The following is an 11066-nucleotide window of genomic DNA, read 5'->3' on the forward strand; positions in this document are numbered from 1 at the left end:
GGTCGGGTGAGGGGTCTCTCAGAACCGTCCGCGCGACCCCTCATCCGTCGCCTTCGGCGACACCTTCTCCCGCAAGGAGAGAAGGATCAAAATTGCCAGAATCCTTGACATAAACGCCCCCGCATGCGCCTTTCCGCGCCTTGCAAATCAACGCGTTTCGAAGCCTTTCATGACCACGATGCACGCCTATCGCACCCATAACTGCGGCGCTCTTCGGGCCAGCGACACCAACGCCAATGTGCGTCTGTCGGGCTGGATCCACCGCAAGCGCGACCACGGCGGCCTGGTCTTCATCGACCTGCGCGACCACTACGGCCTGACTCAGCTGGTGCTGCACCCCGAAACCCCGGGCTTCGCCATCGTCGAGCGCCTGCGCGCCGAGAGCGTGATCCGCGTCGACGGCGTGGTCATCGCCCGTGACGCCGCCGTGGTGAACGCCAACCTGCCGACCGGCGAGATCGAGATCCGCGTCACCGACGTCGAGGTCCTGTCGACCGCCGACGAACTGCCGCTGCCTGTCTTCGGCGAGCCGGACTATCCTGAAGAGATCCGCCTCAAGCACCGCTATCTCGACCTGCGTCGCGAGACCCTGCACAAGAACATCGTGCTGCGCTCGCGTGTGATCCAGTCGATCCGCAACCGCATGTTCGCGCAGGGCTTCAACGAGTTCCAGACGCCGATCCTGACGGCGTCGTCGCCGGAAGGCGCGCGCGACTTCCTGGTGCCCTCGCGCCTGCATCCCGAGAAGTTCTACGCGCTTCCCCAAGCGCCCCAGCAGTTCAAGCAGCTGCTGATGGTTTCGGGCTTCGACCGCTACTTCCAGATCGCTCCTTGCTTCCGTGACGAAGACCTGCGCGCCGACCGCTCGCTGGAGTTCTACCAGCTCGACGTCGAGATGAGCTTCGTGACCCAGGAAGACGTGTTCGCGGCCATCGAGCCGGTGATGCACGGCGTCTTCGAGGAGTTCTCGAACGGCAAGCCGGTCTCGCCGATCAGCGAGACCCACACCTTCACCAACGACTTTGGCCAGGCCTTCGAGCACAAGGGCTTCGAGCGCCTGACCTACGCCCAGTCGATGGCCTGGTACGGCAGCGACAAGCCCGACCTGCGCAACCCCATCAAGATGGCCGACGTCTCCGAGCACTTCCGTGACGGCGGCTTTGGCCTATTCGCCAAGATCCTCGGCGCCGACGCCAAGAACGCCATCTGGGCCATCCCGGCCCCGACGGGCGGTTCGCGCGCCTTCTGCGACCGCATGAACAGCTGGGCCCAGGGCGAAGGCCAGCCGGGCCTCGGCTATGTGTTCTGGTCGGAAGACCAGGGCGGCTGGGGCGGCCCGATCGCCAAGAACCTGGGCGAGCCGACGCAGGCCCTGATGGAGAGCCTCGGCCTCGGCGCTGGCGACGCGGCCTTCTTCGTGGCTGGCGATCCGGCCGTGTTCGCCAAGTTCGCGGGCCTTGCCCGCACCCGCGTCGGCACGGAGCTGAAGCTGGTCGCCGAAGAGCAGTTCAAGTTCTGCTGGATCGTCGACTTCCCGATGTTCGAGTGGAACGAGGACGAAAAGCGCGTCGACTTCTCGCACAATCCGTTCTCGATGCCGCAGGGCGGTCTGGAAGCCCTGGAAGGCCAGGATCCCCTGACCATCCGCGCCTTCCAGTACGACATCGTCTGCAACGGCTACGAGCTGTGCTCGGGCGCTATCCGGAACCACAAGCCCGAGATCATGCTCAAGGCCTTCGAGATCGCCGGCTACGGTCCGGAAGTGGTCGAGGAGCAGTTCGGCGGCATGCTGAACGCCTTCCGCTTCGGCGCCCCGCCGCACGGCGGTCTGGCCCCCGGCATCGACCGCATCGTCATGCTGCTGGCCGAGCAGGTCGCCATCCGCGAAGTCATCGCCTTCCCGCTGAACCAGCAGGGCCAGGACCTGCTGATGAACGCCCCGGCGAACGTCCTCGACAAGCAGCTCAAGGAGCTGCACATCCGCACCGCCCCGCCCATCAAGGTCTAAGGACCTGGCGGCAAGCGCCTGAAAGACAAAGCCCTCCGGCCATACGGTTCGGAGGGCTTTTTCGTGCTATGGTGCCGCTGTCGGGGGTGCGCCCTGGGAGGGTTTCCCGATGTTCAGGACCGCGTTCGCAATGTGCCTCTGCCTGTCGGCCGCGACGGGCGCCTATGCCGGATCGCCGCCGACCGCGGCGGACCAGAAAGCCATCGACAGCGCCATGTCGGCCGCGCCGGCCGCGCTGGCCAAGGACGCGGCGATCATGACCTTCGCCGCCGACGGCTCGATGCGTCATCTACGCGACGGCACCAACGGCTACACCTGCATGCCCGACATCCCGACGACGCCCGGCGTCGACCCGATGTGCGCCGACGCCAACGCCATGGAATGGGCGACGGCCATGTTCGCCCGCAAGCCGCCGCCGGAAGGCAAGCCGGGCTTCATCTACATGCTGATGGGCGGCTCGGATCCCAGCAATCTCGACCCCTACGCCACCAAGCCGATGGACGGTCACGACTGGGTCAAGACCGGTCCGCACGTCATGGTCGTCGGGGCGCCGGGCATGCTGGCGGGCTATCCGGGCGGCGCGCGTCCGGACACCTCGAAGCCCTACGTCATGTTCCCCGACACGCCCTATGCGCACCTGATGCTGCCGGTGAACTGAGGCATTCTGATCAGCGGCAGCGGGGGATCGACAGGCCGCGCGGCAGGGTCGTCGACGGATCGCCGCAGGCCCGGTTCAGCTGGGCCTGGGTAAGGCCGCTGGCGCGGTCCATCTCGGCCCCCGAGAAGTTGACGCCCGACAGGTTGGCGCCGGCGAAGCTCGCGCCTTCCAGATAGGCGCCGACGAAGGTGGCGTTGGTCAGGTCGGCCTTGGCGAAGCTCGCGCCGCCGAAGACGCCGCCATAGGCGTTGACGTCGCGCAGGTCGCCCCCGGTGAACCGCGTACGGCCCATCACCGCCAGCGACAGGTCCGATTGGCGCAGGCGGGCGCCGGCCAGGTTCTTGGACCGCAGGGTCAGGCCCGACAGGTCGGCCTGGAACAGGTTGCAGCGCGGGCAGTCGGCGCCGCGGCGGACGCTGGCGATTTGACCGGCGTTCTGCGCCAGGGCGGGACCGGCGAGCGCCAGGGTCGACAGCGCGGCGGCGGCGAGGAGGGCCAGCGGTTTCATTTCGGCACGCGTCCTTGACGGTGGAAAGGGCGGGATACGGGACTTGCCGTTTTCACAGCAAGTCCCGCGCCGGAACTCAGCCGCGCGGCGAGGGCCGTTCGGCCTGGCCGTTGCAGCTTTCGCAGACCACCAGGCCGCCCTTGCGGCTCAGGGCCACGTCGCCGCAGGCCGGGCAGATGTCGGCCTGGTCGGCGGGCGCGCCGGTCTTGGCCGCGTCGTCCTTGCGGCGCCCGAAGGCGGCGAACACCAGGTTGTCGGGCGTGGCGCCGCGCGAGAAGCCCTTGGAGATGAACTTCGAGGCCGGCAGCGGCGCGGGCTCCTCGGCCTCGTCCTCGACGTCTTCGGCCTTGCCTCGTCCCAGGCCGTCGGCGTTGAACTCCTGCGGGTCGCCGTTGGCCAGGTCGTCACGGCCCAGGTACGAAACGCCGAGCTCGCGGAAGATGTAGTCGAGGATCGAGGTCGCCGACTTGATCGAGTCGTTGCCGGTCACCGGACCGGCCGGCTCGAACTTGGTGAAGACGTAGGCGTCGACGAACTCGTCCAGCGGCACGCCGTATTGCAGGCCGATCGAGATCGCGATGGCGAAGTTGTTCATCAATGACCGGAAGGCGGCGCCTTCCTTGTGCATGTCGATGAAGATCTCGCCGACCTCGCCATCCTCGTACTCGCCGGTGTGCAGATAGACCTTGTGGCCGCCGACGGCCGCCTTTTGGATGTAGCCCTTGCGGCGATCGGGCAGCTTGCGGCGCTCGCGCTGACGCTCGATTACCTTCTCGACCACGCGTTCAGTGACGATCGGCTCGGGCGGCCTGGCGCGTGGCGCTTCAACCGGGGCTTCGGGCAGGTCGAGGGCGAAGTCGGCGGGCGCGGTGGCGCGCGATAGTTTCAGGGCGCGTACGCCGGCGCGGGCGGCCGAGGCTTGCAGGCGCAGCAGGTCGGCTGGGCGGGCGTCGAATGGCGCGACCAGGGCCAGGGGCTGCGGCGCGCAGGCGAAGGCTTCGACGGCGGCCGTGAAGGCGATGCGGTCGGCCACGGCCGGCGTCTCGAAGGCGCGCAGCAGGTCCTGGATCTCGACGGGCAGGGCCGGGCAGTCGAACAGTCGGCCCGATCCGATCGCATGGGCCTGGGCTTTGGCGATGGCGTCGGGCTGGAAGCCGGCGAAGGCTAGGGTGTCGAAGGCGGGATCGGAGAGGGCCTCGCGCGACGCGCCCAGAACGTCGCCGATGAAGTCGGCGCCGACGACGGCCGGCGCGAAGGCGGCGCGCAGGTCGCCGCTGGCCCGCAGGGCGGCCTCGGCCAGGGCGATCTCGTGGCCGGTGAAGCCGACGGCCGTCAGGGCGCGATGATCGAGACCGGGGGCCTCTTCCAGCGACCCAGTCCCCAGCGCGTGCACCCGCACCGCGTCCAGGTCGACATCGACCGACTGCAGGGCGACCTGGGCGGCGGCGGAAAGCTGCGGCACGGCGACGCCGTCGCTGGTCTCGGAGGCCTGGATCAGGCTCCAATTGGCGTCGAGGCCGGGACGGGCGCCCAGGCGCAGGGCGGTCTCGGCGTCCTTGAAGGCGGCGACGACGCCCGAGCCACGCAGGCCATGGGCCTGGACGGCGGCGAGTGCGGCTTGAAGCGCACTGGCGGCTTCCGCCGCCAGGGGGGCGTTTAGCGTCGCGGCGGCCGTCGCGCGCCTGGCGAGATCGGTGAGGATCCGGTCGGCCTCGGCCTTGTAGCTCTCGGCGGCCCCGAGCGCTTGTGCGACCGAGGCGGAAGCGGTCAGCGCCTCACCGGCGGCCAGCGCCCAGAGGGCGGCGGCCGCGTCGCGTCCGGCGTCCTCTGCGGGTGACAGGCCCTGGGCCAGAAGCCAGTCGCCCACGCCCGCCAGGCCGAGCGCGATGAGGCGGTCGGAAGGGCGGTCGAGCTCGAGGGCGACGGTCCAGAGGCGCACGGCGTGGCGGAAGGCGGCGATGTCAAAGCCGTCGGCGCCAAGGAAGGCGGCGACGTTGACGGCAGCGCGGGCGCCCGCGCCGACGGCCAGGGCCTCGGCGTCGGCGGGCGACAGGGCCAGAACGACTTCCCCGGTCTCCCAGCTGGCGCGAGCGGCGAGGGCGGCGAATTCGTCGCCGGCGGCCACGTCGGCCGACTCGGCCAGCGCCAGAAGCGGCGCGATCGGCGCGGGTTCAGGCGAGGCGGCGAAGAAGCCCGGAGCACCGGCCGAGGCCACGGCGTCGGCGATGCTGGCGTCGCTGGCTCCGGCCGCGCGGGCCTTCTGGGCGGCGCGGGCAAGAGCGACGTTGCGGGCGGGGTCCGAGCAGGCGCGGGCGTCGCCCTCGCAGCGCAGGACCGCGTCGGAGACCGCCGTGAGCGCGGCTTCCAGCCTGGCGGCGGATTCGCGGGCCAGGCGGTCGGCGCGGGCACGGCCCACGTGATCGGCGACGGCGGCCCGGAATTCGATGGCGGAAACGTGCAGCGGCGCGGGTAGGGCGGCTGCCGCGCCGGCGGGCGCGCCATAGCCCGCGAGCATGCTGTCGACGAGGTCGGCGGCGAAGGCCCGGGCGTCGGCTTCTGAGGCGAACAGCCCGGCCTCGCGACCGGTCTTGGTCAGGCGTGCGGCGTAACGTTCCAGAGCGCCGTCGAGCAGGCTTTCGGGATCGGCCGGGCCGTGCGGGGCCCAGTCCAGCCAGGCCTCGACGCGAGCGTCGGGCCAGCTAAGCGGCGCAAGGGTTTCGATGAAACGGTCGGGCCGTTCGATCTCGCGCAGGTCGGATTCCGGCGCGTGTCCGTCGAAGAGTCGTTCAAAGCGCATGGGCCGATTCCGCGGCGGGTGCTTCGTCATGGTGTCAACCCTAAACCGGAGGTCGGTAACCATCAATAGATGTTGGGTCTATGGGTGATGCTGTCCACAACATCTTGAAGCGCCGCTCCGTGACGGCTTTGCTGGACGCTGACGGTCTGGCGACCTATAGTCCGCCCGCTTCGCGCCGCGCTTTTTCGGTCGCGAAGGCCTTTGCTAGATTGGGTGCCGCGCAGTGCTGAAAGCGATCTTCACGTGGTGGAACGGGGTGACCATCGGTCAGCGTTTCCACATTTCCCGCCGGGGCGTGTTCGTTGGTCAAGACGAGTTCGGCAACCGCTACTTCGAAGCGCGCGACAACAAGGACAGCTACGACGACCGCAAGCGTCGCTGGGTGATCTACAACGGCTACGCCGAAGCCTCGAAGGTTCCGCCGGACTGGAGCGGCTGGCTGCACTACACGTTCGACGAGCCGCCGACTCAGGCGCCGCTGCCGCGCCGCGCGTGGGAGAAGGATCACCTGCCGAACCTGACCGGCACCGTCCACGCCTGGCGTCCGAAGGGCGCCATCGGCCGCGGTGGCGAGCGCGCCGTCGCCACCAGCGACTACCAGTCCTGGTCGCCGGAATAAGATGAGCCTCAAGCGGCGCAGCCTGCAGGGCGCGGCGATCCTGGTCGCCGCGGTTCCGTTCGCCGTCGGCGCCGCCTGGGCGCTGCAGGCCGCCCCGCAACAGGCGCGGCCCGTGCAGCAGCCTCCCGCTGCGGCGACGCCGCCTGCGGCCCAGCCCGCGCCGGTCGCTCCGGCGCCCAAGCCCGTTCAGCAGCCCGCGCCCTCCAACGGCGCGCCGCCGCCCGAGCCCGCTCCGCCGCCCGCGGCTGACCCGGTTCCCGCAAAGCCGGTCGCTACGGCGCCGGCCAAGCCCGCCGAGCCCGCCAAGCGAGGTCGCTACGGCGTGGCCATCATCCAGGCGCTGGACAAGGTCACGACCGAGACCATGCGGTTCGAGGTGCCGGTGGGCCAGCCGATCCGTTACAAGACCCTGGTCTTCACGGCCCGGGCCTGCGAGGTCACGGCCGCCGACGAACTGGCGCCCGACCAGATCGCCTACCTGACCATCGACACCCAGCCCAAGGCTCTGCCGGGTCGCGCCGCGCCGGCCGGTCGGCAGGTGTTCAAGGGCTGGATGTACGCGAGCTCGCCGGGCCTGAACCCGCTGGAGCATCCGGTCTATGACGCCTGGCTGATCGCCTGCAAGACGTCGGCTCCGGTCGCCGCCGGCCCCAGCAAGTAGAAATCCGACTCGGCCGTCAGGGCCTTGGCGAGCCGGCGCTTGTAGTCGGCGCGCGATATCTCGACCGTGCCGAACTGCGCCAGGTGATCGGTGATGAACTGAGTGTCGAGCAGCTTGTAGCCGCCGACGTTCAGCCGGCCGACCAAATGCACCAGCGCCACCTTGCTGGCGTCGCGGGCGGTCGAGAACATGCTCTCGCCGAAGAAGGCGCCGCCCAGCGAGACGCCGTAGAGCCCGCCGACCAGCTGCCCGTCCTGCCAGCACTCGACGCTGTGGGCGCGGCCGGCGGCGTAGAGCATGCCATACATCTTCTGGATCGGAGCGTTTATCCAGGTCTCCAGCCGGCCCGGACGGGAGGAGGCGCAGGCCTCGACCACGGCGTCGAAGGCGGTGTCGACGCGCACCTCGAAGGGCTCGGACCGCACGGTGCGGGCCAGGCGCTTGGGGATGTGCATGGCGTCGAGCGGCAGCACGCCGCGCCATTGCGGATCAATGAGGAAGAGGCGTTCGTCATGGCGCGCGTCGGCCATGGGGAAGACGCCGCGTTCGTAGCAGGCGACGAGATCGTCGAGGCCGAAGGCGTCGTCCATGCGCGTCAGTGGGTTCCGATCGTCTCAGTCGGCCCCGGAGCGATCCGAGGCCGACCAAGATAAGGCCTTAGCCCTGCGACTTGATCCAGCGTTCCAGCCAGTGGATGTCGTAGTCGCCGGCCAGGATGTCGGGCTGAACCAGGAGGTCCTGGAACAGTGGGATCGTGGTCTCGACGCCGCCGACGACCATTTCGCCCAGGCAGCGCTTGAGGCGCGCGATGCATTCGGCGCGGTCGCGGCCGTGCACGATCAGCTTGCCGATCAGGCTGTCGTAGTACGGTGGGATCGCGTAGCCGGTGTAGATCGCCGAATCCAGGCGCACGCCCAGGCCGCCCGGCGCGTGGAAGTCCGTCACCGTGCCCGGCGAGGGCGTGAAGGTGCGGGCGTTCTCGGCGTTGATGCGGCATTCGATGGCGTGGCCCTCGAACACGACGTCTTCCTGGGTGAACGACAGCGGCAGGCCCGCGGCGATGCGGATCTGCTCGCGCACCAGGTCGATGCCGGTGATGGCTTCGGTGACCGGGTGCTCCACCTGCAGGCGGGTGTTCATCTCGATGAAGAAGAACTCGTCGTTCTCCCAGAGGAACTCGATGGTGCCGACGCCGAGGTAGCCGATGGCCTTGACCGCATCGACGACGATCTTGCCGATCTTGGCGCGACCCTCGGCCGACAGGGCGGGCGAGGGGGCTTCTTCCAGAACCTTCTGGTGACGGCGCTGCAGCGAGCAGTCGCGTTCGCCCAGGTGCACCACGTTGCCATGGCTGTCGGCGATGACCTGCAGTTCGATGTGGCGCGGCTTCTGGAGGTAGCGCTCCATGTAGACCGTGTCGTCGCCGAAGGCGGCGCGGGCCTCGGCGCGGGCGGTGGCGACCGCTTCGGCCAGGTCTTCACGGGTCTGGGCGACCTTCATGCCGCGACCGCCGCCGCCGGCGGCGGCCTTGATCAGAACCGGGAAGCCGATCTTGTCGGCGGCCGCGAAGGCCTCTTCCTCGGTCGAAACGCCGCCGTCCGAGCCCGGAACGACCGGAATGCCGGCGTCCTTCACGGCCTGCTTGGCGGTGATCTTGTCGCCCATCATCCGGATGTGCTCGGGCTTGGGGCCAATGAAGGTGAAGCCGTGCGCGCCGACGATCTCGGCGAAGCGGGCGTTCTCCGACAGGAAGCCGTAACCCGGATGGATGCCTTGCGCGCCGGTGATCTCGGCCGCGGCGATGATCGACGGGATGTTGAGGTAGCTCTTGGCCGCCGGGGCGGGGCCGATGCACACGCTCTCGTCGGCCAGGCGCACCCACATCGAGTTGCGGTCGGCCTCGGAGTGGACCGCCACGGTGGCGATGCCCATTTCCTTACAGGCGCGGTGAACCCGGAGCGCGATCTCGCCCCGGTTCGCGATGAGGATCTTGTCGAACATGGCGCGCTTACTCGATGACGACGAGCGGCTCGCCGAACTCGACGGGCTGGGCGTCGGCGACCAGGATCTCGACGATCTTGCCGGCCTTCGGGGCGGCGATCGGGTTCATGGTCTTCATGGCTTCGACGATCAGCAGGGTCTGGCCGGCCGAGACGGTGTCGCCGACCTTGATGAAGGCGTCGGCGCCGGGCTGCGGCGAGAGGTAGGCGGTGCCGACCATCGGCGACTTCACGGCGTCGCCGCGAACGGCGGCCGGGGCCGGAGCGGCGGCGGCTTCGGCGGCGGGCGCGGCGACCGGAGCCGGGGCGGCGATCGGCGCGGCCACGGGGGCCGGAGCAGCGAAATAGGCGGTCGGGGCGACCGTCAGTTCACGGGCGACGCGGATCTTCAGGCCGACGTGCTCGACCTCGATCTCGGAGAGGCCGGTGTCCTTGAGGATGTCGGCCAGCTTGCGGACCAGGCGGGCGTCGATCGACGGGGTTTCGGCCGTCTCGGCGGGGGCCTTCGGATTGGACATGGAAGCTTACCTTGTATGTTGGGGCCGGGGCGCGAACGTCAGTCGACGCTGATCAGTCCGGCGGCGGCCTCGATGGCCAGTTCATAGCTCGCAGCGCCGAAGCCGGAGACCAGGCCGGTCGCCGCGAGCGAAACGAAGGTGTGGCGGCGGAACTCCTCCCGCGCCGCAGGGTTCGACAGGTGACACTCGATGACTGGGATATTCAAGGTCTTCAGGGCGTCGAGCAGGGCGATGGAGGTATGTCCATAACCCGCCGGATTGATCACGAGCGCGCTGGCCTCGGTGCGGGCTTCCTGCACCCAGTCGATCAGCACGCCTTCGTGATTGCTCTGCCGGAACACGACGGAAAGCCCCCTGGCCGCGGCCCGCGCCTCGCAGCGCACGCGCACGTCATCCAGGGTGTCCTTGCCGTAGATCTCGGGCTCCCGCGTTCCCAACAGGTTGAGATTGGGCCCGCTCAGCACATGGATCGGTTTGACCATTCGGCTCCGCCGTCGATTCCGGAGGTCTTGTATAGCCGGTTCCGCCGCGTCACAAGCAGGGCTCGCTTCGGAGGTGAGATGAGACTTCTACTGAACGGCGAAGACCGCCAATTCGACGGCGTCGCCAGCATCGCGGACCTGGTGGCCGCCCTGGGCCTGGACGCGCGCAAGGTGGCGGTCGAACGCAACCTCGAGATCGCGCCGCGCTCGCTTTATGCGGACACGGCCCTGGCCGATGGGGATCGCATCGAGATCGTGACGTTTATTGGGGGCGGGTGAGCCCGCTCCGGCCTAAAGATGCTCCCCCTGAAGGGGGAGCTGTCGCGGAGCGACTGAGGGGGAAGGGATTGCCGCGCCTGCGGTCGCCGCTGGCTCATCAGACACTTCCCCCTCCGGCCCTTCGGGCCACCTCCCCCTTCGGGGGGAGGATCTTTGGGCACGGCTTCTCGGCCTCTCGTGGAAATCACGGAAGTTGATGGAGAGGGCGCGGGGCGTCCGGGCTTCGCCCGGATGTGTGAGTTCTGAGTACCGTTTCGACGAAGCTTAAACGCCCCGCGCGATCGTTGGTCCTCAGGCCGGGACGCGCGGGCCTCTTCCGCCCTTTGTCCCTTCCCCATGCAGTGCGCCCCGTTTCTTGACGGCCAGGCGTGCATGGCGGCGCGAACCCTTGGGCGGGCGGGAGCCTAGTCAGGCAAGCTCCCGATGGATGGGTTTACGTCCCCCGTCCTCATTTAAGCTTTCAGGCCCGGCTCACGCCGCTCCTTCAGCCCCGCTCGATCGCATCCACGTCGCCGCTTCGGGCCGGATCCTTGCGC

General features: G+C 69.1%; 11 protein-coding genes. 5 read left to right on the forward strand and 6 right to left on the reverse strand.

Annotated features, from left to right (window positions below; translation table 11 throughout):
• Positions 1–169: 169 nt before the first annotated feature.
• Positions 170–2008 carry an aspartate--tRNA ligase gene (gene aspS, locus P7A99_RS25055; protein WP_277796426.1) on the forward strand — a complete coding sequence of 613 codons (1839 nt, stop codon included), beginning with the start codon at positions 170–172 and terminating at the stop codon, positions 2006–2008.
• Positions 2009–2117: 109 nt separating this feature from the next.
• Entirely contained in the window at positions 2118–2666 is a 549-nt protein-coding gene (locus P7A99_RS25060; RefSeq protein WP_277796427.1) for a hypothetical protein, read from the forward strand.
• Between the two features lie 10 nt (positions 2667–2676).
• Here the strand turns inward: P7A99_RS25060 and P7A99_RS25065 are convergent, their stop codons facing one another.
• Both P7A99_RS25065 and P7A99_RS25070 read right to left on the reverse strand, forming a co-directional pair.
• On the reverse strand, positions 2677–3174 hold the full coding sequence (locus tag P7A99_RS25065) for a pentapeptide repeat-containing protein (RefSeq protein WP_277796428.1): 498 nt from the start codon (positions 3172–3174) through the stop codon (positions 2677–2679).
• A gap of 76 nt (positions 3175–3250) precedes the next feature.
• A complete protein-coding gene (locus P7A99_RS25070) occupies positions 3251–5971 on the reverse strand; it encodes a ribonucleotide reductase (protein WP_277796429.1) in 2721 nt (906 codons plus the stop codon).
• A gap of 223 nt (positions 5972–6194) precedes the next feature.
• On the opposite strand from P7A99_RS25070, the gene P7A99_RS25075 reads away from it, so the two are divergent.
• Both P7A99_RS25075 and P7A99_RS25080 read left to right on the forward strand, forming a co-directional pair.
• Positions 6195–6590 (forward strand): NADH:ubiquinone oxidoreductase subunit NDUFA12, encoded by a 396-nt coding sequence (locus P7A99_RS25075; protein WP_277796430.1) that lies wholly within the window; start codon positions 6195–6197, stop codon positions 6588–6590.
• A 1-nt stretch (position 6591) separates the two neighbouring features.
• Positions 6592–7251: a DUF2155 domain-containing protein gene (locus tag P7A99_RS25080; protein ID WP_277796431.1), complete on the forward strand. Its 660-nt coding sequence runs from the start codon at positions 6592–6594 to the stop codon at positions 7249–7251.
• Here the strand turns inward: P7A99_RS25080 and aat are convergent.
• The 4 genes from aat to P7A99_RS25100 all read right to left on the reverse strand — a co-directional run bounded on the left by aat (position 7188) and on the right by P7A99_RS25100 (position 10251).
• Positions 7188–7841, reverse strand: a complete 654-nt coding sequence (gene aat / locus P7A99_RS25085) for a leucyl/phenylalanyl-tRNA--protein transferase (protein ID WP_277796432.1) — start codon at positions 7839–7841, stop codon at positions 7188–7190. The two genes, P7A99_RS25080 and aat, sit on opposite strands and share 64 nt — an antisense overlap.
• A 67-nt stretch (positions 7842–7908) precedes the next feature.
• Positions 7909–9252, reverse strand: coding sequence for an acetyl-CoA carboxylase biotin carboxylase subunit (gene accC / locus P7A99_RS25090; protein WP_277796433.1), 1344 nt, complete (start codon positions 9250–9252; stop codon positions 7909–7911).
• 7 nt (positions 9253–9259) lie between these two features.
• The gene (gene accB / locus P7A99_RS25095; protein ID WP_277796434.1) at positions 9260–9769 is read right to left on the reverse strand and encodes an acetyl-CoA carboxylase biotin carboxyl carrier protein; all 510 of its coding nucleotides are present in this window, start codon (positions 9767–9769) and stop codon (positions 9260–9262) included.
• Between the two features lie 38 nt (positions 9770–9807).
• Positions 9808–10251 carry a type II 3-dehydroquinate dehydratase gene (locus P7A99_RS25100; RefSeq protein WP_058346515.1) on the reverse strand — a complete coding sequence of 148 codons (444 nt, stop codon included), beginning with the start codon at positions 10249–10251 and terminating at the stop codon, positions 9808–9810.
• 78 nt (positions 10252–10329) lie between these two features.
• Here P7A99_RS25100 and thiS point away from each other — a divergent pair, with 78 nt between their 5' ends.
• The gene (thiS, locus tag P7A99_RS25105) at positions 10330–10530 is read left to right on the forward strand and encodes a sulfur carrier protein ThiS (protein ID WP_058346516.1); all 201 of its coding nucleotides are present in this window, start codon (positions 10330–10332) and stop codon (positions 10528–10530) included.
• The last annotated feature ends 536 nt before the right edge of the window (positions 10531–11066 follow it).

The sequence above is a fragment of the Caulobacter endophyticus genome (genome assembly GCF_029543245.1).
In the GTDB taxonomy this organism is placed as follows: domain Bacteria; phylum Pseudomonadota; class Alphaproteobacteria; order Caulobacterales; family Caulobacteraceae; genus Caulobacter; species Caulobacter endophyticus_A.

Excerpts from the sequence above, each read along its gene's own strand:
- aspS (WP_277796426.1), top strand. The coding sequence starts at position 170 with ATGACCACGATGCACGCCTATCGCACCCATAACTGCGGCGCTCTTCGG.
- P7A99_RS25060 (WP_277796427.1), top strand. The coding sequence starts at position 2,118 with ATGTTCAGGACCGCGTTCGCAATGTGCCTCTGCCTGTCGGCCGCGACG.
- P7A99_RS25065 (WP_277796428.1), bottom strand. The coding sequence starts at position 3,174 with ATGAAACCGCTGGCCCTCCTCGCCGCCGCCGCGCTGTCGACCCTGGCG.
- P7A99_RS25070 (WP_277796429.1), bottom strand. The coding sequence starts at position 5,971 with ATGCGCTTTGAACGACTCTTCGACGGACACGCGCCGGAATCCGACCTG.
- P7A99_RS25080 (WP_277796431.1), top strand. The coding sequence starts at position 6,592 with ATGAGCCTCAAGCGGCGCAGCCTGCAGGGCGCGGCGATCCTGGTCGCC.
- aat (WP_277796432.1), bottom strand. The coding sequence starts at position 7,841 with ATGGACGACGCCTTCGGCCTCGACGATCTCGTCGCCTGCTACGAACGC.
- accC (WP_277796433.1), bottom strand. The coding sequence starts at position 9,252 with ATGTTCGACAAGATCCTCATCGCGAACCGGGGCGAGATCGCGCTCCGG.
- accB (WP_277796434.1), bottom strand. The coding sequence starts at position 9,769 with ATGTCCAATCCGAAGGCCCCCGCCGAGACGGCCGAAACCCCGTCGATC.
- P7A99_RS25100 (WP_058346515.1), bottom strand. The coding sequence starts at position 10,251 with ATGGTCAAACCGATCCATGTGCTGAGCGGGCCCAATCTCAACCTGTTG.
- thiS (WP_058346516.1), top strand. The coding sequence starts at position 10,330 with ATGAGACTTCTACTGAACGGCGAAGACCGCCAATTCGACGGCGTCGCC.